This is a genomic window from Methanothermobacter sp. DP, assembly GCF_026692625.1.
Lineage (GTDB): Archaea > Methanobacteriota > Methanobacteria > Methanobacteriales > Methanothermobacteraceae > Methanothermobacter > Methanothermobacter marburgensis.
This window is the reverse complement of the sequence record NZ_CP113501.1, coordinates 530,095-554,626: the sequence shown is the minus strand read 5'-3', so window position 1 is coordinate 554,626 and position 24,532 is coordinate 530,095. Positions and strand designations below refer to the sequence as shown.

Annotated in this window: 29 protein-coding genes; 10 read left to right on the top strand and 19 right to left on the bottom strand. The window is 49.0% G+C overall.

The window, feature by feature from the left end; translation table 11 throughout:
* Positions 1-10 precede the first annotated feature (10 nt).
* The 3 genes from OXN82_RS03135 to OXN82_RS03125 all read left to right on the top strand — a co-directional run bounded on the left by OXN82_RS03135 (position 11) and on the right by OXN82_RS03125 (position 2,477).
* The gene (locus OXN82_RS03135) at positions 11-1,258 is read left to right on the top strand and encodes a methanogen output domain 1-containing protein (protein ID WP_321211912.1); all 1,248 of its coding nucleotides are present in this window, start codon (positions 11-13) and stop codon (positions 1,256-1,258) included.
* 61 nt (positions 1,259-1,319) lie between these two features.
* Entirely contained in the window at positions 1,320-2,033 is a 714-nt protein-coding gene (locus tag OXN82_RS03130) for an ATPase domain-containing protein (protein WP_321211911.1), read from the top strand.
* 195 nt (positions 2,034-2,228) lie between these two features.
* The gene (locus tag OXN82_RS03125) at positions 2,229-2,477 is read left to right on the top strand and encodes a hypothetical protein (protein ID WP_321211910.1); all 249 of its coding nucleotides are present in this window, start codon (positions 2,229-2,231) and stop codon (positions 2,475-2,477) included.
* A 22-nt stretch (positions 2,478-2,499) separates the two neighbouring features.
* Here OXN82_RS03125 and OXN82_RS03120 read toward each other — a convergent pair whose 3' ends face one another.
* Positions 2,500-3,522 (bottom strand): M42 family metallopeptidase, encoded by a 1,023-nt coding sequence (locus OXN82_RS03120; protein WP_321211909.1) that lies wholly within the window; start codon positions 3,520-3,522, stop codon positions 2,500-2,502.
* Positions 3,523-3,533: 11 nt separating this feature from the next.
* On the bottom strand, positions 3,534-3,749 hold the full coding sequence (locus OXN82_RS03115; protein ID WP_321211908.1) for a hypothetical protein: 216 nt from the start codon (positions 3,747-3,749) through the stop codon (positions 3,534-3,536).
* Between the two features lie 109 nt (positions 3,750-3,858).
* Between OXN82_RS03115 and OXN82_RS03110 the strand changes: the two genes are divergently transcribed.
* From OXN82_RS03110 to OXN82_RS03100, 3 genes are read left to right on the top strand one after another with little or no spacing between them, the layout of a single operon-like run.
* Positions 3,859-4,614 carry a 4-phosphopantoate--beta-alanine ligase gene (locus tag OXN82_RS03110; RefSeq protein ID WP_321211907.1) on the top strand — a complete coding sequence of 252 codons (756 nt, stop codon included), beginning with the start codon at positions 3,859-3,861 and terminating at the stop codon, positions 4,612-4,614.
* A gap of 19 nt (positions 4,615-4,633) precedes the next feature.
* A complete protein-coding gene (locus OXN82_RS03105; RefSeq protein ID WP_321211906.1) occupies positions 4,634-5,170 on the top strand; it encodes an AAA family ATPase in 537 nt (178 codons plus the stop codon).
* Positions 5,167-5,571 (top strand): RNA-binding domain-containing protein, encoded by a 405-nt coding sequence (locus tag OXN82_RS03100; RefSeq protein ID WP_321211905.1) that lies wholly within the window; start codon positions 5,167-5,169, stop codon positions 5,569-5,571. The genes OXN82_RS03105 and OXN82_RS03100 overlap by 4 nt, the downstream gene beginning before the upstream one ends.
* A gap of 84 nt (positions 5,572-5,655) precedes the next feature.
* On the opposite strand, the gene OXN82_RS03095 is transcribed toward OXN82_RS03100, so the two are convergent.
* The 7 genes from OXN82_RS03095 to OXN82_RS03065 form a co-directional block, all read right to left on the bottom strand.
* The gene (locus tag OXN82_RS03095) at positions 5,656-6,336 is read right to left on the bottom strand and encodes a TIGR00289 family protein (RefSeq protein WP_321211904.1); all 681 of its coding nucleotides are present in this window, start codon (positions 6,334-6,336) and stop codon (positions 5,656-5,658) included.
* A complete protein-coding gene (locus OXN82_RS03090; protein WP_321211903.1) occupies positions 6,333-7,133 on the bottom strand; it encodes a hypothetical protein in 801 nt (266 codons plus the stop codon). Before OXN82_RS03090 ends, OXN82_RS03095 begins: the two co-directional genes overlap by 4 nt.
* Positions 7,134-7,272: 139 nt before the next feature.
* On the bottom strand, positions 7,273-7,674 hold the full coding sequence (locus tag OXN82_RS03085) for a hypothetical protein (RefSeq protein WP_321211902.1): 402 nt from the start codon (positions 7,672-7,674) through the stop codon (positions 7,273-7,275).
* Between the two features lie 28 nt (positions 7,675-7,702).
* The gene (locus OXN82_RS03080) at positions 7,703-8,098 is read right to left on the bottom strand and encodes a hypothetical protein (protein WP_321211901.1); all 396 of its coding nucleotides are present in this window, start codon (positions 8,096-8,098) and stop codon (positions 7,703-7,705) included.
* A 9-nt stretch (positions 8,099-8,107) separates the two neighbouring features.
* Positions 8,108-9,157 carry a hypothetical protein gene (locus tag OXN82_RS03075; protein WP_321211900.1) on the bottom strand — a complete coding sequence of 350 codons (1,050 nt, stop codon included), beginning with the start codon at positions 9,155-9,157 and terminating at the stop codon, positions 8,108-8,110.
* A 2-nt stretch (positions 9,158-9,159) separates the two neighbouring features.
* Positions 9,160-11,229 (bottom strand): hypothetical protein, encoded by a 2,070-nt coding sequence (locus OXN82_RS03070; protein ID WP_321211899.1) that lies wholly within the window; start codon positions 11,227-11,229, stop codon positions 9,160-9,162.
* Between the two features lie 26 nt (positions 11,230-11,255).
* Positions 11,256-12,140 carry a hypothetical protein gene (locus tag OXN82_RS03065; RefSeq protein ID WP_321211898.1) on the bottom strand — a complete coding sequence of 295 codons (885 nt, stop codon included), beginning with the start codon at positions 12,138-12,140 and terminating at the stop codon, positions 11,256-11,258.
* 90 nt (positions 12,141-12,230) lie between these two features.
* Between OXN82_RS03065 and OXN82_RS03060 the strand changes: the two genes are divergently transcribed.
* Complete coding sequence (locus OXN82_RS03060) at positions 12,231-12,614, top strand: hypothetical protein (RefSeq protein WP_321211897.1); 384 nt, start codon at positions 12,231-12,233, stop codon at positions 12,612-12,614.
* Between the two features lie 72 nt (positions 12,615-12,686).
* Here the strand turns inward: OXN82_RS03060 and OXN82_RS03055 are convergent, their stop codons facing one another.
* The 3 genes from OXN82_RS03055 to OXN82_RS03045 form a co-directional block, all read right to left on the bottom strand.
* Positions 12,687-13,583, bottom strand: a complete 897-nt coding sequence (locus OXN82_RS03055) for a DUF2101 family protein (RefSeq protein WP_321211896.1) — start codon at positions 13,581-13,583, stop codon at positions 12,687-12,689.
* Between the two features lie 10 nt (positions 13,584-13,593).
* A complete protein-coding gene (locus tag OXN82_RS03050; RefSeq protein WP_321211895.1) occupies positions 13,594-14,025 on the bottom strand; it encodes a class III signal peptide-containing protein in 432 nt (143 codons plus the stop codon).
* Positions 14,026-14,094: 69 nt separating this feature from the next.
* Positions 14,095-15,243 (bottom strand): A24 family peptidase C-terminal domain-containing protein, encoded by a 1,149-nt coding sequence (locus OXN82_RS03045; protein ID WP_321211894.1) that lies wholly within the window; start codon positions 15,241-15,243, stop codon positions 14,095-14,097.
* A gap of 288 nt (positions 15,244-15,531) precedes the next feature.
* On the opposite strand from OXN82_RS03045, the gene OXN82_RS03040 reads away from it, so the two are divergent.
* Positions 15,532-15,705, top strand: coding sequence for a hypothetical protein (locus tag OXN82_RS03040; protein ID WP_321211893.1), 174 nt, complete (start codon positions 15,532-15,534; stop codon positions 15,703-15,705).
* Between the two features lie 53 nt (positions 15,706-15,758).
* Positions 15,759-15,998, top strand: a complete 240-nt coding sequence (locus OXN82_RS03035) for a hypothetical protein (protein ID WP_321211892.1) — start codon at positions 15,759-15,761, stop codon at positions 15,996-15,998.
* Positions 15,999-16,008: 10 nt separating this feature from the next.
* Here the strand turns inward: OXN82_RS03035 and pyrG are convergent, their stop codons facing one another.
* The 7 genes from pyrG to OXN82_RS03000 form a co-directional block, all read right to left on the bottom strand.
* On the bottom strand, positions 16,009-17,613 hold the full coding sequence (gene pyrG, locus OXN82_RS03030; protein WP_321211891.1) for a glutamine hydrolyzing CTP synthase: 1,605 nt from the start codon (positions 17,611-17,613) through the stop codon (positions 16,009-16,011).
* Between the two features lie 117 nt (positions 17,614-17,730).
* Positions 17,731-18,912 carry a cofactor-independent phosphoglycerate mutase gene (locus tag OXN82_RS03025; RefSeq protein WP_321211890.1) on the bottom strand — a complete coding sequence of 394 codons (1,182 nt, stop codon included), beginning with the start codon at positions 18,910-18,912 and terminating at the stop codon, positions 17,731-17,733.
* Positions 18,913-18,980: 68 nt separating this feature from the next.
* Positions 18,981-20,003, bottom strand: a complete 1,023-nt coding sequence (locus OXN82_RS03020; protein ID WP_414855694.1) for a homoserine dehydrogenase — start codon at positions 20,001-20,003, stop codon at positions 18,981-18,983.
* 5 nt (positions 20,004-20,008) lie between these two features.
* Positions 20,009-20,473: an allosteric regulator of homoserine dehydrogenase gene (locus OXN82_RS03015; protein WP_321211888.1), complete on the bottom strand. Its 465-nt coding sequence runs from the start codon at positions 20,471-20,473 to the stop codon at positions 20,009-20,011.
* 24 nt (positions 20,474-20,497) lie between these two features.
* Complete coding sequence (gene gatC / locus OXN82_RS03010; protein WP_147670876.1) at positions 20,498-20,713, bottom strand: Asp-tRNA(Asn) amidotransferase subunit GatC; 216 nt, start codon at positions 20,711-20,713, stop codon at positions 20,498-20,500.
* A gap of 126 nt (positions 20,714-20,839) precedes the next feature.
* Positions 20,840-22,258: an asparagine synthetase B gene (locus OXN82_RS03005; protein ID WP_321211887.1), complete on the bottom strand. Its 1,419-nt coding sequence runs from the start codon at positions 22,256-22,258 to the stop codon at positions 20,840-20,842.
* Between the two features lie 19 nt (positions 22,259-22,277).
* Positions 22,278-22,670, bottom strand: a complete 393-nt coding sequence (locus OXN82_RS03000) for a pyridoxamine 5'-phosphate oxidase family protein (RefSeq protein ID WP_321211886.1) — start codon at positions 22,668-22,670, stop codon at positions 22,278-22,280.
* 521 nt (positions 22,671-23,191) lie between these two features.
* Here OXN82_RS03000 and OXN82_RS02995 point away from each other — a divergent pair.
* Entirely contained in the window at positions 23,192-24,481 is a 1,290-nt protein-coding gene (locus OXN82_RS02995) for a pseudomurein-binding repeat-containing protein (protein WP_321211885.1), read from the top strand.
* Positions 24,482-24,532: the final 51 nt, after the last annotated feature.

Sequence of the window (24,532 nt, the reverse complement as noted above, 5' to 3'; positions counted from 1 at the left end):
GGAGGATTGAATGTCACCTACAAGTTTACTCGTTGTGGAAGATGAGAGTATAGTGGCCATGGACATCAAGCACCGGGCAGAGGGCCTCGGCTATCGCGTGGTTGGCATGGCAGCCTCAGGTGAGGAGGCAATAAAACTTGCCCGTGAGGAGAAACCTGACCTTGTACTCATGGATATAGTGCTTAAGGGTGAAATGGACGGGATAGAGGCGGCAGAGGTCATAAGAGAGGAGATGAATATACCCATTGTTTACCTCACAGCATACTCTGATGAGAAGACCCTCAGCCGTGCGAAACTCACAGGGCCCTTCGGGTATATAATAAAGCCCTTTGAGGACCGTGAGCTTCACAGTGCAATCGAGGTGGCCCTCTATAAACACAGGATGGACAGTAAACTCCGTGAAAGTGAGGAACGCTACAGGGCACTCCTTGAAACATCACCCGACCCCATAATTCTCCTGGACTCTGACTCAAGGATACTCTTTGCAAACAGAACCGTTGAGGAGTTAACGGGGCTTGACAGAAAGAAGTTAAAGGGTAAGAAACTCTCCATCCTCGAAAGGAAGGGTTTCCTATCAAGGGAGGTCCTTGAGAAGATCCTTGACCTCATGAACCACGATCATAAGACCTTTGAAATCGAACTTGTTGACGTAAAGGGAAGGAAGCACCATTTTGAGATACACTCCACCACCATTGAGACAACAACCGAGAAGAACCTCCTCCAGATAATAGGACACGACATCACAGGGAGGGTTGAGGCCGAGAAAAGGAGAGAGGAACTCATCCGTGAGAGGTCAAAGGCCCAGCTTTATGGATTCGTTGTTTCGGCTGTGCCAGTCTTTGCATCATCAATCCCCCCACAGCTCAGAAATGCCATCATAAAGAACTTTGCAGACAGGTTTGAGAAGAACCTCAAACCCAACTTCCAGAGGATGATGGAGAAGCTCGGGGTTGTTGAGGATATCCGGTCTGGCAGGGCGCCCGAGAGGGTTTTCAATGCATACATAAAGTGGCTTTCAGGGTTTCTCGGGAACCTTGGAATCGAGACCACACTCCGAAAGGAGAAGTCAAGGTATGTGCTTGAATTTAAAACGTTTCCCTGGCTCAATGAGGCACGTCAGAATCCCATCTTCTCACTCATATTCAGGGCCATGCTGATGAGGAGCTTCACCTGGACCGGCATCAAGGGAAGCGTCATACAGACCTCAACACTGCGGAGCCGGGACGAGAACCTCACATTCGAATTCCATATGGTATAGTAATGAGGGATCTCACATCGAATTCATAGAAGGTATCTGAATGGATTAAGGGGGGTAAATAATGGATGCTATACCCAGGTTAGGTACGGGGGTTAAGGGACTGGACGATATAATAGGGGGATACCCTCAGGGGAGGAGTATTCTAGTAACAGGTGACGCCGGGGCTGGTAAAACCATCATGGCGCTCCATTTTGCCATTGAGAGCGCAAAAAAGGGCCTTAAGACAGTCTATGTTACAACAGAGGAGGACGAGACTGACCTGAGGATCCAGTGCGCCTCACTTGGGTGGGATATAGATGAACTGATAGAATCAGGCACCCTGAAGATCATAGGACTCTCTGCAATAAGGGCAAGGCTCACAGAGGCAGAGATACACATAGGCATTGAATCTGTCAAGGGAAACCTTCAGAAGATACTGGCTGAGATCCCTGAGGATACAGAGGTACTTGTGATAGACAGTATAGGTAGCCATACAGAGAAACTCACAACACATGAGTTCCGGGACCAGTTTGACCTCCTCATCTACGAACTAAAGAAGAGGGGTATAACTGCATTGATAATCCTTGACAGCGCCACCTCCATGGAGTTCAATGAGATAGCCCTCTACGCGGTATACGGGGCCATAAAACTGATAAAGAGGGAGAACCCCTACACAGGTAGAAGGGAAAGGGTTATGGATATTATAAAGATGAGGAGCACAAGGACACCGATTGAATTTGTACCGTACATCATATCAGATAATGGCCTTGAGGTCATTGAAAATCCTGAGGAATGAGACACCATCAATCAAATTACCTCTACATGAATTGGAGAGCCTCAGTGATTAATTTTATCTTAATTTTATCATGATGCCATTATTTGTAGTAGGACATTTATTTAAAGCTTTAAGCCTTCGCATTGTTTACCAATTTTCTGTACTGAATTCATGACATAATAATTAGATAAATTTATATATTACATTATTACATAATTGATCAAAGTTATTCAAAAGGAGGTTTGCATGTTGAAGAGAAAGGTCATAATAAAGGTCTTTGAAATGAAAAAACAGTGCGAATTTCCTTGCCGGGTGAAAATTTCAGAGGAAACAGTCAGCCAGTTTCTGAATAAAATCATGACCAGCGATGTGGTTATGGACAGCAAATATGTGGTGGAGGTATATGAAAACTGGTGTGACAGCCCATACATATTCTATGTTGACGGAAAAATGAACGTTAAATAATAGTAAAAGAGGTGTGGGGGGTTTACAGTCTTTCGATTGCCTTAACAAGAAGGTCAACGGTCATCTCGATGTCCTTCATGCTTGCCATGCTCACCGTCGTGTGGATGTACCTTGTGGGTACAGAGACCACACCCGCGGGTATACCCTCCCGTGTGAGGTGAATGGCTGTTGCATCGGTCGTGCCCCCCTCACTCACCTCTATCTGCACCGGTATATCCTCCTCCCCTGCGGTCTCAAGGAGCCAGTCCTTAACCCTCGGATGGGTTATTATACCCCTACCACTCGCATCTGTGAGGATGACAGCAGGGCCACCGTCAAGCTTCGCAGGTGCCTCCTCCTCCTTCATACCGGGGTGATCCCCGGCTATTGTGACATCAAGGGCAAGGGCCATGTCAGGGTTGAGCTTGAAGGCCGAGGTCTTGGCACCCTTCAGCCCAACCTCCTCCTGGACCGTTCCAACACCGTAAACTGTTGCATCAGTATCAACCCTTTTAAGGACCTCAACCATCACAAGGCACCCTATACGGTTGTCAAGGGCCTTCCCTGTGAATCGGGAATTGGGAAGTTCACTGTAGGGTGCATGGAATGTAATGGGATCCCCCACAGAGACAAGTTCCTCTGCATCCTCACGGGACTCTGCCCCTATATCGATGAACATGTTATCATGGGTTGTTACCTTCTTCCTCTCAGCGGCCTTCATCCGGTGGGGGGGCTTGGATCCAATGACACCCATCACAGGGCCATTCTCCCCGTGGATCCAGACTGCCTGGTTGAGTATCATCTGGTCACTGATTCCACCTATCTTTGAAAACCTTATGAAGCCCTTCTTATCGATGTGCCTCACCATGAGGCCTATTTCATCCATGTGGGCTGCAAGCATGACCGATGGACCGGATCCATTCCTGGTTGCGATGATGTTACCGAGCCTGTCCTCCTCTATCTTATCAACATGACCTTCAAGTTCAGATGCTATGATATCCCTTACCTCTCCCTCAAATCCAGAGACTCCGCTGGCAAGTGAGAGACGCTTCATGAGTTCCTTCATACAATCACCGTTCAGTTCCTGATGGATTTTATGATTATAAGAACCCCGATAATAACCAGCAGGGCCTGGGGCCAGAACCTTGAGTACTGGGGTGGTATAAGGCCTGATGCAAAGGCAAACCATATAACACCTATGACCACCAGGATTGACCCAAGGTAGATCCCCCAGAGGCTTCTCCCATACTCCGGCTTTCTGGGTTTTCTTTTGATCTCAACTTCCTCTTCCATTATGGATTCCTCCTCCTAATTCTATCTTCAAGCTGGTATAAAATATTTGGCTGACACCCACTTAACCACATGAAATAAACTTATTAAATGTCCGGTACAATAGAGTACCATGATTTCAAGGGACCATCCACGCTACCATTCACTTATACAGAGAGAGAAAATAACAGATGCCTGGCGAAAGGGCATACTTGCAGACTCAGGGATGATCGCCCATGGAAGGGGTGAAGCCTTTGACTACCTGCTGGGTGAAGAGACAACAGAACCTGCCAGAAAGGCCATAAAAGCGGCTGCAGCAGCTCTTATCCTTGCAGAGAACCCTGTAATTTCAGTTAACGGCAACACTGCGGCCCTTGTCCCTGCAGAGGTTGTGGAACTTGCAGGGGAGATTGGAGGAAAAATCGAGATAAACCTCTTTCACAGGACAGAGAAAAGAGTGAAACTCATCGAGGAGGTTCTGAGGGAACATGGAGCATCAGAGGTCCTTGGAACAGGTAAACTCATGCACATAGATGGTATAATGAGCCCGAGGGCAACAGCAAGTCCTGATGGCATATACAGCGCTGATACAGTCCTTGTACCCCTCGAAGATGGCGACAGGACCGAGATACTGAGAAAATCCGGGAAAACCGTCATAACAGTGGACCTCAACCCCCTATCACGTACATCACGAAGGGCCAGTATAAGCATAACAGATAACATTGTAAGGGCCTTGCCTGCCCTCATAGATGCTGTAAGGGAACTCAGGGATGCCCCAAGGGAGGAACTTGAGGGGATCCTCAGGAAATTTGATAACACAGAAAACCTGAGGGAAACCATAAAATTGCTTGATATAAGGCGTTACAATCCAGAGATTGAGTCCCCCTAAGAATACATAAGGTGTGAACATGGTGGTTATTGGAGTTTCAGGGATGCCGGGAGCAGGTAAGGGTGTCGTATCAAGGGTCGCCGAGTCCATGGGATTTCAGGTTATAAGGATGGGTGACGTTATAAGGGATGAAGCCAGAAAACGCGGTGAGGATCCTGGGGTGACGGCTGTCCGCCTCAGAGAGGAATACGGTGAATACGTTGTTGCCGAGAAGTGTGTTGAAAGGATACAGAAGGCAAAATCTGAGAGGTTCCTTATAGAGGGGATAAGAAGCCCCCACGAGGTTGAAATATTCAGGAAGAACTTTCCCGGATTCAGGGTGATATCTGTATTTTCAACCCGAAAAACAAGATTCAAACGTCTCAAAAAGCGTAGAAGAGAGGATGATTCATCAAGTTACAGTGAATTCATTGAAAGAGATGAAAGGGAACTTGGATTCGGAATAGGGAATGTGATAGCAACCTCAGATTACATGATAGTCAATGAGGGCCCCATCTGGAAGATAAAGAACCAGGCAAAAAAGATACTCAGAAAACTATGTGAGGAGGGAAGATGATGGATTCTGTGAGGGTTGAGGTTCCGGTGCGAGCAACAGAGGACCCTGAAAAGGTCAGGGAGGCCGTTATGAACGTATTTCCAGACCTTGAAATTGAGAGTGATGGAGATTTCCTGAAGGGTGAAGGCAATACTGAGAGTCTCAGTGAACTCAGGGAGGCCCTTGAAAGGCGGAGGATACGGTTAACCGCCCGGGGAATCCTGATTAAGAACATGAGGGGCAAATCAACCCGTATTTATATAAACAAGCAGGCGGCCCTCATAGGACGTGTCAATGTTCTTGAGGAACCCATCACACCCCTTGGAGATATAATAGTCGAGATTGAATCAGATGATCTAATGGGGATCATTGACTGGCTTGCACCTGATGTATCCGGGGAGCTTGATGAAAGTGTGGATTAAAAATAAAAACTAATCCTATCAACAAGCACAGCTGGATACTAATAAAAAATATAAAAACTAATCCTTCAAGGACGACCCTTAAAACTAGTCCTTATCAACAAGCACGGCCCTCTTTATATCCAGGAATCCGTTATCAAAGAACCACTTCTTTTCATATTCAAGTATCTCAAGTCTCTTCTTAAATATTGGGCCATCAAGGACAAGGGTCTCTGCCTCACCCCCCTCAAAGGCAGGGTTTATACCGTACCTCTCACTGAGATCAGCGAGTTCAGAGATCATCCTTCTGTCAACAATCCTCCCAAGCCATGACTCATCCAGGCCCTCAGCTGCAACCGCTGTTACCATGACCCTGAATCCGAGGTCAACAACCTCCTCCATATAATCAATGGGATCCCTGTGCCAGAGTGGTGCCATTGACTTAAGGCCAAGCCTCCTGCAGACCTCATCTATCCTTGACCTCTGATACTCAGAGTAGAGTGCCCCTGAGTAAACTGCATCTACACCCCTCTCCTTCAGCATGGAAAGGGTCTCTGCAAGGTCCTCAACCTCCTTTTCCTCAACACCCTCAGTCCTGGATTCAATGAGGGGTATTCCAAGGGCCTCTGCAAGGAGGGATGTGAGTTTGATATTTGGCACGTGGTACATGTGGGACTCGGGGTTATCTGATACCATGGAAACCAGAAATCGGACCTCAGACTCCTGGAGTGCATGGTAGAGGGCCATTGTACTGTCCTTACCCCCGGAATATAGAACTGCAGATCTCATTCTCCACCTCTGTATTTCATGTAAATCTTCCTGAAGAAACCCATGATGGAATCTATGAAAACACCTGCAAGACCAGTCAGCACTCCAAGAACCCCGCAGAAAAGCACTATATTGGACTTAGCCGGTAAAGACCTCTTTAGCTCAGCCACCCTATCCTCTGCAGGACCCCTGACACCTGTTACAACGATGTCCCTCGCCTCAAGGTAGGAGACAACTGCATCGACATTCTCTGGTTTCACCTCCACCACCAGTTTGACCGTGCTGTACCTTGTGTTTATACCTCCAGTGTACATGAGCCACTCTGCAAGGTTCTCAAGGGCATTCACAGGGTTGTATCCCCTTTTAACCTGCAGGATTATGGTACCGTTCGTGTAGACCTTCCATGAGGTTATATTGGAGTCTATAACCGCTATTTTATCCTCTATTATTCTTTTACGTTCCTCTGTGAATTTATCTGTCTTTATCACGATCCCCTCAGAGTGGACATCCACAACCCCCTCCTGGGAGGCGAGATCCGCCTTGAGCCTCTCTATATCGGTGCTTGTTGAGACATCCGCGGTTACTGTTTCTGTGGCTCCAGATGTTGAGAGGTATATGCTTCTTGCAATTTCAGGAATCTCATCGTAGACCGGTGAAATAAGAAATGCGCCGCCGACGGTCCCTGCAATGAAGCCTATGAATACCACAAAAAGGAGGTTTTTCCTTCCTATTACTGGAGTCATGAGACCAGCAGAGAATATGAATGCAAGAAGGAGTAAAAATAGGGCCAGCATTACAATTACACTCAGAACATCCATTTTATTCACCGTGAATCCTTTTGAGGGGCTCTTTAATCACTTACAATAGTATCTCAGCTGGCCTTAAATATGTTGTGATTATCCCCGGCAGGTGAATTCCCTCCTTAAAGAGATAGAATACGAATTCTGCAGAACCGCTTCAGGTGAATTCCCTGCTTCCAACAATCTGTCCGCCCCCCACGCTGACATAGACCTCCTTAACCGTCCTCCCACCCCTCTGGAGGGGGACAACCCATACCTCCACATCCGTGCCGTTCAGGTTTATTGAGCCCCTTGTGGGCTGGCCTGCAGTGTAGCCTGACTCTACGGCTATCTGTCTGGCCTCCTCGGCCGTAACATTCTCAGTTGTGTTTGTTCTGTTATCTGTCATGTTGGGTACGCTCACAGGTACAGGCTGTGGCTGGGGTTCGGGTTGTGTGGAATCAGAGAGCCTCACCCTCTCCCCCTCATTGAATGAGCTGTATGAGTACACCGTTACAAGAACCGCTATGATGGCAATGATTGCAAGGGCCTTATACTCCCATCTGAGATCACTGAACAAGAGATATCCTCCAGACTTTTTTGATTGCTCAGGTGAGTCTAGTTATGGTTATTGTGCCGTTCTGGTTCCTCACAGTGTATGTGAATCCTGGGGTCATGTTGGTGGTGGTCACGTTGACCTTGGGTATAAGGTTGAGGCTGATGGTGTTTGAATTGTAGAACACGGTGACCCTGCCATTCCTCACCTCAATGGTGTATGGAAAATCAGAGGTTAATGTGAGGTTAACAGCATATCCAGGGCCATTGGTGTAGGCTGCATTCACTGCACCCACAACACGCTCACCCATCATCCTGGCCTCCCCAAGTTCACCAGCCTGTGTCCTTGAGAGTTCACTGTCCACTATGCTTACCATCCCTGCGATTATGATGAGGGCTATCAGGGTGGCAAAGAGGAAGTCTATGCTTAAAACACCAGCATCATCCATTAAATCACCTTAACTGTAATTGTTTGCTGCAAGCCCCAGAAGGTTCTTGTAGGTTGCTGAGAGGCAGAATGGGCATCCAAGGGGGTCGTACATGACATTGTTCCTCACCTTGATGGTTGTCCCGGCGATTCCAAGGAAGTACTCCCTGTCAACCTTTGATATGTACTGGTTGCCGTCGTGGTCCTCAAGGAGGGGGTCACCTATTATGAAGGTGCTCATCCTGGTGTACTGAGGATCTGCAGATGATGACCTGTTCTCGAGGCGGTCAAAGAATGAAAGGCCATATGGGTCCACGAAGTAGTAGGGTCTTGGTGTTATGTTGCTGGGGTTGTCGGTCCCGTTGAGGCAGTACCAGAGGTTCTGAAGCCTTCCGTCACTGTCGACGCTCTCATTGAGCCTGTAGTCTGCATATGTACCATTACTTGCATAGTAGGGGTACTTGTAGATCACGTTACTTGCACGGAACTTGGTGTTTATCCATATGTAAGGGTCCTCTATACCCTCGAGGCTCACATAGGATGACACCTGTGGCAGCCGGAACTCATAGACCTGGTCCTTCTGGACAACCTTCACAGGTATGCCGCCACGTATCTCCACTGAGAACCCGAAGGGGTCATTCTGTGTTATTGTAATGTCTGAGGTGGTGAATGTGGCGTTGGTGTAATTGGTTATGGGTATATTGTTGATGTAGATCTGGCGGCCTGTCTGCCTTTCAAGCTCCTGTGAGGTGTTTATGACGTTGTCGTTTATGGCATCAACTATGTTCCTTGTTATGTTGGCTTTACTTGTGCCGGCCGGGAAGAACTCGGCATTATCTATAACGTTCCTTGATGCATTGTATGCCGCGTTACGCCCTGCATCCGCCGCAGCCTTTTCAACTGTCGTGTATATTGAGCCAACCACCGTTACAGTGACATCTCCACCCATTGTAAGGGCTGCCAGCATGTTGGCCTCATTGACTATGCTTCCATAGGATATGGCAATTACAATAACAGGTATGAAGAGGAGTACTGCAAGTGGTGTGAATGCGTATCCATCCTCGTCACGGATTATGCTCATATCTAACTCCTCCACAGTGTTAGTCTAACAGGTAATGAATTGGGTATGTCCCCTGTGTAGAGGGCCTCGGTCCTTATAAGTGATGGGTCTATGTTGTAGCCTGATGCCTGGAGCATTTCTATGAGCTCCTGCCTTGCAAGGGCCTGGGCCGTGTACGCGTCGTTGGCATATTCTGTGGCCCACATGTTTGCAAGGAATTTCGGGTATATGACGGCGACACGTGTACCTGAGTATATCTCTGCATTGGAGTCCCCTGACTCCCAGCCCTGCCCTGAATTTATGGTGACACGTATATTATAGGTTCCAGGCCTTGCACTGTAGTTTCCAGGGTTACCGCCTGTTGTGAATATCCTGCTTCCTGCAACATCAATGGCCCCTATATCCAGTGAAAATGGCACAGGACCAGTGTAGAGCTGGGTCCAGGCGCTCGTTGAGTTTTTAACCTCAACCTTAATAGTTTTGGTGTCAAGTCCAGCCCCCACGAAGAGCAGAACCTTCTTGGCATCTGACCCAATGGTGAACTGCCTTACGGGTGCTGATACATTGGTTGAGTTCTGGTAGCTTGCAAATGGGTAGTTGTTCCACTGGATGGGCAGTGATGTGTAGGAGACCGTGGAGTAGCAGTCTACAAGACCCACAAGGTCGTAGTCCTGGCGAGGGACGTTGTCCCATATTGTAACCCTGACCTTATTTGTCCGACCGGCCCTCAGGTAGTCCCTGATGTATATGATACCCGGCACGTTACCGTAACCGTCACCAGCACTGTAGGTCACTCCCCCATAGTTGAATGAACAGAATGCAACGTTCCAGGCGGTACCATTCCACACCTCCACGAGGGCATTGTCAACACCACCGTATGGGTTGACAACTGTGTAGGCATCGAGTATCCTTGAACCCGCAGGTATTGGGATGTCACGGGTGACGCTAACCGCACATCCATCATCGCCACCCCCATTAACATTAGTAATTACAAATGGAAGACCATCAGAGTACGAATGGTTCTGTCTCACCATACTGTTCCATGCTATCACACGCCTCGTGTTGAGGTTGGTAACAGTACCCGTGTTGAGATCATATATACGGCCGTAACCCATGGTCCCATTTTTATCTAGCCCCGTTAATTCGGGCACCGCAAGGCCAGCAGCGTCATTGAAGGGGTATGTGCGGGTAATGATACCCCTCGGCACCTTTATTGTGTTTGTATAGTTTGCTATTATTGAAAACCATGGCAAATCGTAATCCCGGGTTCCCGTTGTGGTCATGTTGGTGAACTGGACATAGAACCTGTTTGAGCCGCCCACAAGTGACGTTATGTTTCCCTGATAATTGTACATGAGTTCAGTTGTTGTTCCAGGTCTGACGTTAAGGAAGGTGAAACTATCGTTTCTGACAATATGGGGGACGTTGTTTATCACCATGTTGGCCCCGTATGATGCCTTGTTCCGCCGGTTACATGAGCCAAGGAGAAATTTACCCCATTGGATGTTACTTGATGGGACCGAGAAGGTAATGTTCTGGGGTGCGGTCTGGTATCCCCAGTATGGTCTTAAGTAAAGACTGTTCCAGAAATTGGTAAGCCAGTTGTGGAAGTTCCATACGGTTGTGGTGGAGTTTATCTGCTGATCCTCCAGTGTGACCTCCTCCATCTTGTACCATGCACGCCCAAGCCAGCCCTCCTCAGGACCTGAAATGACTATGGCCCTGGATGCGGTATCCCTTGATACGAGTATCCCGCTGTCATTCCTTAGAGTCGGATACGGGCCCATCTTGAACTCATACCCAACACCTGGTGGTAGTAGCGATCTCAGTTCAGACCTTATCACGCTCTCGGCACCTGCCGTGTTGTTCCTGGAGTACATGGCAGCTGCAGAGTACAGCGTCCCGTCCTGTCTCATGACATCCAGGGCGTCCGCTGCCAGCGCCTCAAGGTGCTGGTGGTCGGCCCCCATATAATTTGGAAGTGCAAAATATGTCACAATTGATGCTGTGAATATGAATACAACAACCAGTGCCAGGACGGCATCGGTTGTGAATATGAATCCTCCCTCATCATCACCGAAATCACGGATCATAACGGATCACCCGAATCATAATTTTATCATTTTAACCAGAGGTACAGGACAAATTTTGCGGGCCTTAACCTCACGTTATCAAGCGTTATCTGATCTGCGGGGGTGCCCTTGGGCGCTGCAAGGATGTAGACATCCATTGATGCCCCCGGGTTACTCTGGGTCCTCACACTCAGTATGTTATCCCTGAATGTTGTGTTATTGTAGAGGTAGGTCTCATTTATCTGTTTCTTGATCTCTGTGATGTGCTTGTTTATCTCATTGGGGGGTACAACACGGTTGTTGTTAACATCCACAAATGCTGAATCGTATCCCCTGTTAACTACAAGAACCCAGTAGTCGTAGATTCTAAGATATGCATCATTGGTTGGGAAGTTGGTTGTGTAGGTCCTTGGCTGCCCCGCATCCCTTATGAGGCCCTCTATTGAACCCACACGCTCCACCTTGGTGGTGAGGACGTAACGCTCAACCCTTGCAATGTCAGGGGCGCTTGTGTTAAGGGTTCCAAGGGTTCTAACACTGAGGCCCTCAGTTGTGCTTATGTTGATGTAGTAACCATACTCCGGGCCCACAAGTTCCCCCATGTTGGTCGTGTTCATCCCAGCTATCTTTGCAGGGGAGAGGTAGTTCTTCTGGGGCATGTTTCTCACAGGGTCATACCTTGCAAGTCCTATGCTCTGGGGGTTTCCGAGCTGCTCCCAGTTTGGGGGAACACCCGAGCTTTCAACGAGGGCGTCTGCTATATCCGATGCCTGACGGTCAATGGCGCTCTGATAGATGGTGCTCTGTGTTAAATACATTATGTTATCCATATCAGCGGCAAGTATGCCCAGCATGATGGTTAATGGTATGAGAGCCAGAAGTATGTCAAGTGAAAATGCAAAACCCCTTTTATCAGCCAGTATACCCCTCAATTTTATCCCCTTCTCTTTATATGTGGTTATTTATGCCGGGAATGTTATATATAGTTGCTCATTCATATATCAGTAGGAGGGTGATATAATATGGATTTCAGGGGTCAGATCTCAGCAGAATTTCTCTTGATCGTCTCATTCATAGTGATAATCGTGCTCGTTTTCTCGTCAATTGCAGGTCCCCAGTCCCAGGAGAACAGTATAGCAGCCGCTGCAAGGGAGGGTGCCTCATCTGCGGTTGCTGAGATTGCCTACACCAATGTATCCATGAAGCCAGTAAAGGTCACAAAGACAACCATAACAGGTGGAAAGAACAGGACCATAACTCTGTACTTTGACACACCCATTCCCTCAAATTACAGGGCATTTGTGATAAACAGGACCGTTGAGTCCCTATTAAGTCTCAATGGGGTAAAGCCTGTTAACAGCACCACCGTCAGGCTGGGGGATAAGACATACACGGTACAGGTCTAGAAAAACTATTCCCCACTTTTCCCAGTTACATCCACGGTACATGTCTAGAAAAAATTAATTATTATTATTCGATTACGTCCCTTCCACACCGGTTATCCTAACAGGCCTGTTACCCCTCATGCTCATGACGGACCCCTCAACTGCAAGCTTCACTGTATCCCCAACCTTCACATCAAAGCCGCCATTCTCAACGATGTAGACGTCTGGTTTAACGTTGCTCCTTATATCATAGTCAACCCTGACATAGGATGTGTTTTCACCAGTCTCTATAACCTCACCGAAGGTGTAGTCCCGCACATATCTTATTCTGAATATGAGGAAAACCACAGCCACAGCCAGCACAGCAAAGAGGAGTGTTGTGAGCGCCGGGAAAAATACAAATGGGAAGGCCATTGTGAGGGCAGAATTACCTGATACCAAGATTATAACGACCCCAACAGCCACGTACATCAGGAAAAAGTCCCTGTAGGCCTCAAAGTCCCCGGGGTACATGACCCTTATCTGGCGATAGAGTATGTACAGGAGAAGTCCAAGCAGAATAAGTGCAGCTGGCATGAATACAAGGAGGGAGATGAAATTGAAGACGTATATTATCGAGAGCACGATGAACCCAGACGCTGTTAGCTGAAGTTTGAGGACCGCGTTTTCCTTCTCTGCCGGGTCAAAGCGCCCTGCCTTGATGATTATTGGGGCGTCGTCCTCAGGTATTTTGATGTCATGGTTTCTTGCCTCCTCGAGGATTTCCTGAACCTCCTCATCCTGCTGGGCTGGGATACGCTCCCCTATTGACTCAGCCCTATCCCTAATCCTTTTCCTCACGTCCTCAACATCAACCTCTGAGATTCCCTTCCGGAGATCTGATGTAATGCTCCTTATCTTAGATGGGAGCCTTATGATTCCAAAGATTGCTGATCCGATGAGTGTGAATAGAGTTATCACTGCACTGCCGAGTCTTGAGAAGAAACTCATGAAATCCCTCCTAGGTCCTTGTTATGTTTGTTATGAGTACGGTTGTGGAGTTAAGTGGCCACTGAACCACCGCGCGGTACCATCCCCTCTGAACATTCACTGACTGTGACGTGAGGTTGTACTGTGTGGGTGCTGTTATATTTGACCTTGTACCGTTACTGTAGGTAACCGTGAATATCACGCTGTTATTGGCAAAGATGAGTGTACCGTCAACGGGTATGTAGAAACTCACGGTCCTCTTTGCCCCTGGACCATTGGAATAGACTATATCTGCTGCATCTGATAATGTCTGAACAGCCACCTTCGCATCCGATGCCCGGGATACATCTGTACTCGCCTCTATTGAGCTCCCTATGAGGGGTATGGTCACACCACCCAGCACAAGGAGGACCACGAGTATGAGTAGGAGGTACTCCAGGGAAACCTGTCCCCTGCTATCCATGCAGATCACCTTCAACATTTAATATCTCAACTGATATTTGTTTATGTGGAGGGCCTCTTAAATACTTGGCTAAAATACCAGGTCAAATGCCCTGAAGAGTATGACTGCAAGGTCACCCACAAGCAGCGATATCACAAGTCCTATAAATATCGCGGGGGCGAAGGGCAGACCCCTCCTTATACGGAACTCATCACGGATCTTCCCGGCAGCTACAAGGTCCCTTAGTGTCTGGATCTCCTCCTCCCTTAGGCCGGCGGCCATTGCCGAAATTACAGGTTCGCCCCTGTAGGTCAGCGTGGATACGTCACCTGTCTTTGCAGCGGTTCTGAACCTGTCGGTGAATGAGGTGTCATCAAAGTAGTATTCGTCACCCTTCCTGTAGAGTGTGTGGGCGAGTATCATGCCCTCCCTGAGTTCATCCAGGTGCATGGTATCCTGCAGGGCCTCCTTTGTGATGGAGGTCAGGAGCTTTCTTATGAGCTGTATTGCGGTTATTGAAACCCACAGTACAACAATGCCACTCACGGTTAACTCGAAGTTCCTGTAGAGGGAGTAGACAATTATCACGGATACTATCACCGCCTTCACCCTGTTGGGTAGGCGTGATATGACCATGGTGAGGAGGTAAATGAGTATAAGTGAGAGCACTATTATCTGGAATGGGAGGAAGTCCGTTACAATGAATGTAAGCGTCACCGCCGATGTGATCACAAGGGCGAGGACCATGTTCGTCTTGTACTGTTTCAGGGGTTCCATAAATTCATCCATGAGGTCTCTCCTTGATGTGTAGATTATGAAGAAGACGTATACCAGAAGGAATGGCAATAGAGATAGTATGCTGTTTATTATAAGTGTTAATGGAAACGGGTAAGCTGCTGTCACAGGAAAAGCCACCCCTCCAAGGGTGTAACCCACAATGGATGGCTGGAATGGTAGAAGAGCCGTGATGGCTGTGAATAGCTTGACATCACCACCGGCCCAGGCACCCATCCTCCAGAGGATGTAGCCAAGGGCAAATATACCCGCCGTGAAGATGGCGGTGTATATGAATATCCAGGGGTCCGCCTCGGTGTAGGCCCTCAGGGCGTTAAAGGCAAGACCAAGGCCAATAACAGGAAATGTGAGGCGGTTGGGTATTAAACCCCTCTTTATATCACTGTATGAGGCATAGAAACATACGATAAGCGCTATGAAAACAGGGATCAGTTCCATGACCATAAAATCACTCCTCTAATGGTAAACATCGTAAGAGAATCTCATATTTCAGGACTCGTTTTTAATTAATTCTCAGAGTGAGGATATTTAAGTTTTTGTGAGGAGATCTCAGATTGTATGCAGAGGTTACAAACCAAACAGTGGATACGGAGAGATTGCGTCAGGACAAAAAATCAACCAGAATCTAGAAAACCTGATAGAAGAACATCTGTTATCATGCTTGTAATATTATCCTTGGGGACGTTCTGGGTGTTGAAAGGGGTGAACGTGCTGATTACCTCATTGAGAGGCATGGCTTCCATGATGGCACTGCAAAAGGTTGAATCCATACTCAACCGGAAATCAGATTATGTCCCCGTAACCTACGATCGCCTCATAGACAGGTTACTGGATACTCTAGTATGGAAGCTGGAACTTCACAGGAACAGAGACACTCTACTCCACAGGTACCATCACCTAACTTGAACCACTAAGAAGTAGCGGCGGCATTGTATATGATTGTGGAAGTGTAAAATGGTGTGAATGTTTCGAGGCTTTACCTGGTGAATGGGATCTCAAGGATTATTGAGGGTGACCCCGATTCAGATATCGTTGCATTCGCACTCCTTCAGAGAAACCGGACCGTGGTACTCCAGAGGAAGTATGAGGGGTCAATGTTTGTGAGGCTGGTGCTTCTGGGTGATGGTGGGGGTGTGTTCAGGGCTGTTATGAGGAGTGGGGACGTCACGGTATGGGAGCCCATCGATGGGGGAAAATAAAGTAAAGGAATCAGGACTCCCTATTTTCAAATGCCGCCTTCAGGAATGATACAAAGAGTGGATGTGCCCTGTTTGGCCTTGATTTGAACTCAGGGTGGAACTGGCATCCAAGGAACCATGGGTGGTCCCTGATTTCAACCATCTCAACCAGAAACTCATCGGGTGATGTCCCTGAAATCACAAGGCCCTTCTCCTCAAGTTCCTCCCTGAATTCATTGTTTACCTCAAACCGGTGCCTGTGTCTCTCGGTTACAAGTTCCTTCCCGTAGGCCTCATATGCAAGGGTGCCCTCCCTGACCTTGCACTCATAGGAGCCGAGCCGCATGGTTCCACCCATCTTCCTTATCCTCTTCTGCTCCTCCATCATGTCAATCACGGGGTAGGGTGTGTCCTGGTCGAACTCTGTACTGTTGGCGCCCTCCATTCCATTGAGCCTTGCAAATTCTATAACCATGCACTGCATCCCCAGGCATATACCGAAGATGGGGATCTTCTCCTGAAGGGCGAATCTTACAGCATCGAGTTTCCCTGAGATACCCCTCTCACCGAAGCCGCCCGGGATAAGTATGGAGTCAAGGTGTCTGAGGTCATCCACACTGACGTCATCATCTGCACTTATCCATTCAATTTCAACTCGGATTCCCAGGTGGGCTGCGGCGTGCTTCAGGGCCTCCCTTATGCTTATGTAGGAGTCCTCAAGTTCCACGTACTTGCCCACTATTCCAACTGTCACCACAGGCTCATCTATCATGAGGGATTCCACGATTCCCTTCCACTCCTTAAGATCCGCTTTACCCTCAACATCCAGTTCTATCCTCCTCACTATGTATTCGCCGACATTTTCACTGTCAAGGACCAGGGGGACCTCGTATATGGATGATGCGTCTGGTGCGTTTACGACCGCCTCCTTCTCAACGTCACAGAAATGGGCTATCTTCTTTTTGAGTGACGAGTCTATGGGCATCTCACTGCGGCAGATTATCATATCAGGGTTGATACCTGTACTCCTGAGCTCCTTTGTGCTGTGCTGTGTTGGCTTTGTCTTGAATTCCCCTGCAGCCCGCAGATAGGGTACATAGGTTACATGGACGAACATGACATTCTCATGGCCCTCCTCATTTCTGAGCTGCCTGAGGGCCTCCAGGAACGGCTGTCCCTCTATGTCACCAACGGTTCCGCCAACCTCCACCAGGACGACGTCAGCCCCGCTTTTATCTGCAATCCTCCTTATCATGGATTTTATCTCATCGGTGATGTGGGGTATTATCTGCACACATGAGCCCAGGTAGTCGCCGGACCTCTCCTTGTTGATGACAGAGAGGTAAACCTTACCCGTGGTTATGTTGGCCTCACCGGGGAGGTCTGCGTCCAGGAAGCGCTCATAGTGGCCCAGGTCAAGGTCCGTCTCCATACCGTCATCTGTAACAAAGACCTCACCGTGCTGGTAGGGGTTGAGGGTCCCCGAGTCCCAGTTTAGGTAGGGATCTATCTTGATGGCTGTCACGGAAAGCCCATATGATCTAAGTATCCTTCCAATTGATGCTGCTGTTATCCCCTTTCCTATAGAACTTACAACTCCTCCTGTTACAACAATGTATTTGGCCAGATGAACCAACTCCTGATTGGTTGAATAAGATTAATGGAATAGCGTATGTGTCTTTGAGTGAATAAGATTAATGGAATAGTCTATGTGCCTCATCACTATTAAAAATTCGTGCCCTGAAGCCGGAATCTAAAGTGTTTTCATGACCTCTATGAGTCTGTGGCCCTCCTCAAGGCCCAGTGAACCCTCCCTGACAGAGAATTCATCGTATGATTTTACACCATCAGGTTCAACACCATCACCTGCAAGTATGTAGGGTACAGGGTCAGGTACATGGGTTTTCACCTCGACGGGTGTCGGGTGATCCGGGAGCACGGATATCCTGCAATCGTACTCTGTTATAGCATCAAGTATCCTTCCCAGTACGAAGTGGTCTATGTTTTCTATCGCCCTTATCTTCTCCTCAACGTCACCTGCGTGTCCGGCCTCGTCGGGTGCCTCAACATGGACAAAGAGGAAGTCGTATTCCTCAAGGGCATCTGCTGCGTACCTCCCCTTGGCCCTGTAGTCTGTGTCAAGGTAACCTGTTGCACCGGGGACATGGATGTTCTCAAGGCCCGCGTATACACCGAGACCCTTTATGAGGTCAACGGCTGTTATCGTGGCGCCCTTCAGGCCATATTTTTCACTGAATGGTTCCATTGATGGCCTCGTACCCTGGCCCCAGAGCCAGATCATGTTTGCCGGTCTCTTTTCCCTGGCCATCCTTTCATTGTTGACCCGGTGTGACTCAAAGACCTCCCTTGAGCTGAGCATGAGCCCCCTTATATGGTCGGCCTCAGGTGACCCGTGTGGGAGGTGCTGGTCCACGGGTTCACCCACGATGTCATGGGGGGGTTCTATGCGCACATCGGCGTAACTGGGTCCCGTGATGACAAAGAGGTTCCTGTAGCTCACTCCAGCATAGAATCTTCCGGGGGTTTCAAGGTGGGTGTTGAGGGCGTCTATGAGCTTTGATGCGTCATCTGTTTCAATGTGGTCTGCATTAAAGTCCACTATCCTCTCATCTGCGTTTATCAGGTTGCACCTGAATGCAACGTCCTCAGGGGAGAGCTCCACACCTATACTTGCGGCCTCGAGGGGTCCCCGCCCTGTGTAGTACCTCCTGGGGCTGTAACCCATTATGCTTAGATTCGCCACATCTGAGCCCGCCTCCATGCCCTCAGGTACCGTCCTGAGGAGTCCGCATGCGCCTCTAGCTGCAAGCTGGTCCATGTTGGGTTTATCCGCAACCTGGAGCGGTGTTCTGCCATCAAGTTCATCAAGGGGATAATCTGCCATTCCATCTCCAACAAGAATAACATACTTCATGATCATCACTGTAGGGATTAAAACGTAATCCATTATCATTACTGCTGGCATTAAAAAATATTAAAATATTATCTGACTTCTCTGTGCCTTCGCCAGATGGTAAGGGTGTCTGTTAGCATTGCCGAGGCTGTCTCCAGGGACCCGGCACCCCTCCCAACGGCTGTGACCTCACCTGCAAGGTCCGTCCTGAGGGTTGCCATGTTGAGCGTCCCGTCAACAGCGTAGGGGGACCCCATCCTAACGAGCCTCGGGCCCACCTCCAGTGTATCATCTGATATCTCAGCGATGAGCTTTATGAGGTAACCCTCCTGGGCCGCCAGTTCAATGGCCCCCTGGGTTATGCCTGTGATACCCTCCACACTGACATCCCTGAGGGTGCATGGCCTCCCCAGAATTGCATTGGCAAGTATCACCGCCTTGCATGCGGCGTCTGTACCCTCAACATCCTGTGCAGGGTTGGTCTCTGCTATACCAAGCTCCTGTGCCTCAAGGAGGGCCTGCTCATAGGATGAACCCTCTGAGGTCATCCTAGATAGTATGAAGTTTGTGGTGCCGTTCAGTATCCCTATAACCGATTCTATGCTGCAGGATGTGAGGGTCTCCCTTGCAAGGTTTATTATGGGCATTGCCCCCCCAACCGATGCCTCAAACATGAGCTCGGCACCGGCCTCTGAGGATAGCTCCATGAGTTCAGAGTAGAAGAGTGCCAGGTGCCCCTTATTGGATGTTACAACGTGTTTACCATCCCCGAGGGCCTTCATGAGGAGTGACCTGCCGGGTTCACCATCCATTATGCTGGTGGGGGTTGCCTCAACCAGGCAGTCATATTCAACCTCATCCAGGAGTTCAAGGCCGCTCATACCTTCAACTCCCATGGGGTGTCTGCCGACACCATCCATCTTCTTGTGTCTGAGGATTTCAGCTATATCAAGACCATTTCCATCATGAATTGCCCCTGATGAATCAGCAATCCCGGTGAAGGTTAACTCCAGACCATACCTTTTTTTGAGGTATTCACCCTTGAGCTGGGCCGCCCTGAGGAATCCCTGACCCACCGCTCCAAGACCAATCAGACATATCCTCACTCTCATCACCCCTAGACCTCTGTTATGAGGAGGAGGTCATGCCTCCTGGCGGCCTCCTGGATCCTCTCAAGGACACTCTCCCTGGTCCCATGTTCTACTTCAACGGTTATCCTGGCTGACTGTCTTTCCCCCGACATTCTGAGTGAAAGGTCAGATACTGAGGCCCCTCTGACGCTGTTTATTGCCTCCACAGCCTCATGGAGGTCTCCCTCTGAAATTTCGCCTACGAGTATGCTTGTGAATTTCTCCCTGAGGGGGGCGCCGTCCATCTCGATTATGTTAACACCCCTCTCCTGGAGTTTGCTGATGGCAGCGTCAAGGGTTTCCCTGTCACCCTCCACCGTGAGCTGTACAGGTACCATAGGCCCGTATTCACGGTCCCTTTCATGTATAACCGTCACTATATTGGCACCGGAGCTTCCCAGGGGCTCCAGTACGGATAAAAGCTGGCCGGGGGCATCCCGGAGTTCAATCACCAGGTTTAACCGCATCCTTAACACCTACTGGGTCCATTCACCCCTCTCAACAACTATGTTGCCGTCCTCATCCACCGGGGCGTTTCTGAGGATCTTCTCAGGGTCGGTCTTCTCAACCTCATCCTCACTTGTCCTGTTAAGGTTATCGACGATGTAATATGTTTCCTCAAGTTCGGGGACGTCTTCAAGTGCCCTTGAGAATTCCTCGAGGATCTTCTCAGCCTCTTTCTCTATCTTCATGCCTGATTCCTCCTGGTGTGATAGGTAATCGTGAATGTGAACATATGAGTCTACTATTGATGTGCATGGATATAAATGCTTAGATTGGAGAAACACAAAATCCGTAGAGGCGAACCCCTGATGGGTTCATCTCTGAGCGACCCCACCTTCATTCATGAGTTTCCTCAGGAAGGCCTCATGGTCGAATCCAGGGAGCACCCTCCTTCTAAGTATCCTATCAACGCCTGAACCGTACTGGGCTGCCTTCTTGGGTCTTGTTGCAATGTACTCAGGGACTCCCATCTCAGCCGCCACCTCCCTGAGTATATGCTTTCTCATCTCATCATCGGGGCCCGTTATTTTGAGGCATGTGGGGACCCTGAGGGCCAACTCTATAACCTCCAGGTCAAGGAAGGGGACCCTGAGTTCCACCGAGTTTGCCATTGTAACAGCGTCATCCCGTTCAAGGTTGACATGGTAGATGTTCTCCAAATCATGCATCAGCGCCTCTTCAAGGTTTCCATCCTCAAGGAGCCTCCTGTAGCGGTGGTATCCTGCGAAGAGCTCATCGGCTCCCTGCCCTGAAAACATAACCCTGAAGCCTGCAGCCGACGCCTCCCTGGATGCAAGGTAGAGGGGCATGGCAATGGCGATCTGCATTGGACTGTAGACCTCAATCGCAGCGAGGACATGGGGGAGTGCACCCCTCACAGCCTCCTCTGTAACCTCAATTACCTGGAGGTCCATGCCAAGGTCCTCTGCTGCCCTTGATGCGAATTCAACATCCGCCGATCCAGGTGTGCCCACGGTGTAGAGGGTGAGGTCCAGGTATTCACTGAGGAGCACCGCGAGGAGGGTGCTGTCCACACCACCTGAGAATACGAGTGCAGCCTTCTTAAGTCCGCGGGTCCTCTTTTTTACCGACTCCCTGATGGCAGATTTCAGGAGACCTTTAAGTTCATGGGGGCTTTCAGTGCATGTCCTGGGCCGGGGGAGTCCCCGCAGCTTCACCATCCTTCCATTTATAATGGCGTGTCCAGGCGGAAGACTCTCCACGTTCCGCAGACCTATACTCCATAGGGCCTTTCTCTCCGATGCAAAGGCCTCCCCTGCATGGTAGAGGGGCTTAACACCCACAGGGTCCCTCACCGCTGCAAGGTTCTTTCCATCGGTGTAGATGAAGGCGTAGTCCCCGTCAAGTTCACTGACTGCAGATCGGATTGCATCCTCAAGGTCGCCGCCGTGGCCCTCTATGAGGTCCAGTATGATGTGGGCATCACCCCCTCCAGATGTGGGCTCATGACTGTAGATTTCACCGTTGAAGACCAGAACACCATCACCTGCAACCGGCTGGGGTCCGCCCACTATTGAGAGGAGGTTGTGGCCCAGTGCAATGTCCTCTGAGGGAGGGGCCTCAAGCACATCCTCCCCCTCACCGGTTTTTATGGTGATCCTGCCGTCATGGTAGAGGCCCCTTGCATCCGGGCCCCTGTGTCCGATGGTGTTGAGCATTGCGGCGACCTTATCCCTGGCGCCCGATCCCCTGAACCCTGCTATACCACACATCCATGTCACTCTGGGGGCTTCAGGCCACCTTTTCACCGGCCTCTGGGCCCGGTTTTACTGAGTATATTTCCTCAACAGTCATGAGTATGGCGGATTTTGGTTCAAGTTCTGTCATGACGTTCTGGGCCCATTCAACGACCATGTCAAAGTATTTGCCTGATTTGAAGATTTCAACTGTTCCCTTGAACTGGTATGGGCATTCCCTGGCGTTCTGTGGTATCAGTGCTATCTTTGGGTTTTCATGGAGGTTTCTTATCGTCTTCTTCATGTAGTTGTCTGCAATGAGGATGGTCTTCTCATCAAGTGGCCTTGCGAATCCTATGGGGACCACGTTTGGTGTGCCCTCCTCATCGGCGGTTGCAACAAAAACGAGTTCCTTTTCGATGGCATCCATCATCTCACGACTCATCATATAATATCACCATTTACCTATTACTCAATGATCAGTAGATAAAGTTAACCCCGTTCTTCAGGATTTCTATTGTGCCCTTGAATACGTTTTAAACCGTTATAAGACGTTAAATAGGCCTATAAAGCATCAAGCTCCTTTCTAATGCCTCCTGAATCGCGCGTGCCCCTTGAGGATTATGTGGGCCAGACGCCATAGCATCTTAAATCACCTCTGGAGAGCCCCTATATTTAAAATGGAATCCCATTAAAATCCGGCTGCAATATTAGGTTCTATATGTGCCTTTCAGCTGGATAAAGGATTGGAAATTGTCATTCAGCCCATGATGGAGATGGAGAGAGCATATTCATCTATCATGAAAATAAAAAGATTTCATAAAGCCTATTTTGATTTAAAAGGTTCATATAAGGCTTTTTTGAGTCAAATAAACCAAAATATTTATATATAACCTTAAATTCAAGTTTTTAATGTCACAGTGACCCTACCGGGCACTGTGGATTGGAGGCGGTAAAATTTCGGTAAACATGAGACTGGTGTGCATGCTCACTGCATGCATCCTCCTCATGAATACAGCAGGATATGCAGTGGCAGCTGATGATACAGCTTTCGAGATTGAAGTGGAATCTGGAGAGTCACTGGATCAGTGCTCCAGTTTAAATGAAAGTTACAGTGAAGACATGGCGGACAGCGACGGCACATTGCCTAGTGGGGCCGATCATCTGAGTGCAGATAACACCGAGCCCCCTGTTTCAGTGGACAGAGAAGTGGATACACCTAACACCACAAAACCTGTAGTGGCAGATGCAGACATGGAAAACGCCAGTGGCAATTCAGGCAGCCAGTTCCAGGCTGCAGGTGATAATTCAGGTGTGAACCATGCAAACATACTGAGCGCTGCAGTTAACCTCAGGAAGTACATTGAAACCTACGGTAAGCTGCCATCAACAGTATCAGTGGGAAGCCAGAAGCTGACAGTTGCACAGTTCCTTGACCTGATGTTAAAGGACCTCCTTAAAAGTGCAGGAAAATCAGCTTCACTCACAGTGCGTTCAGTGAAAGCCGCGCCGAACCCATCAGGGTCAGCGACGGGGCAGCTCTCAAAGTCAGCCTACCTCAAACTTGCAGAGAATGTGCTGAAGTTCATAAACACTAACAGCAGGGCACCCAACTATGTGAGTTCTGCCATCGGCAGGGTATCCTGTGATAACCTCATATACGCGGTTTCAAGGATCCTTGCATTTCACGCTGAAAGTGGCAGACTCCCCAACTACGTCACGGTGAAGAAGATCAGTGCCACATCAACGACCCCATCATCATCACTTAAGAAGAGACCTGAGAATGACCCATACAGCGGTGAGGGCACCTCCCGGTACCTTTCGGCAACAGCAAACTGCCAGGTGAATGACCCGGCAATAAGGTCACTGGCAGCCAGCCTCACCTCAGGTCTCAGCTCTGCATGGGACAAGGCAACAGCGATATTCAACTGGGTACGCGACAGCATCAGCTACAGCTTCTACTACAACACAAGGTACGGTGCAACAGGGACACTTAAATACAGGACAGGTAACTGTGTGGATCATTCACATCTTCTGGTGGCCCTCTTCAGGGCTGCAGGGCTCGCTTCCAGGTATGTGCATGGTACATGCACCTTCACGTCAGGTAACACCTACGGCCATGTCTGGGCCCAGGTACTTGTGGGTGACACCTGGTACGCTGCAGATGCCACAAGTTCACGAAACAGTCTCGGCGCTGTATCAAGCTGGAACACTGCAACAGCAAAGATTAAGGGAACATACGCAAGTCTTCCCTTCTAGTGGTTTTTAAACCACTATTTTATTCTTTTTTAGTGCTGATTTGAGTCATGA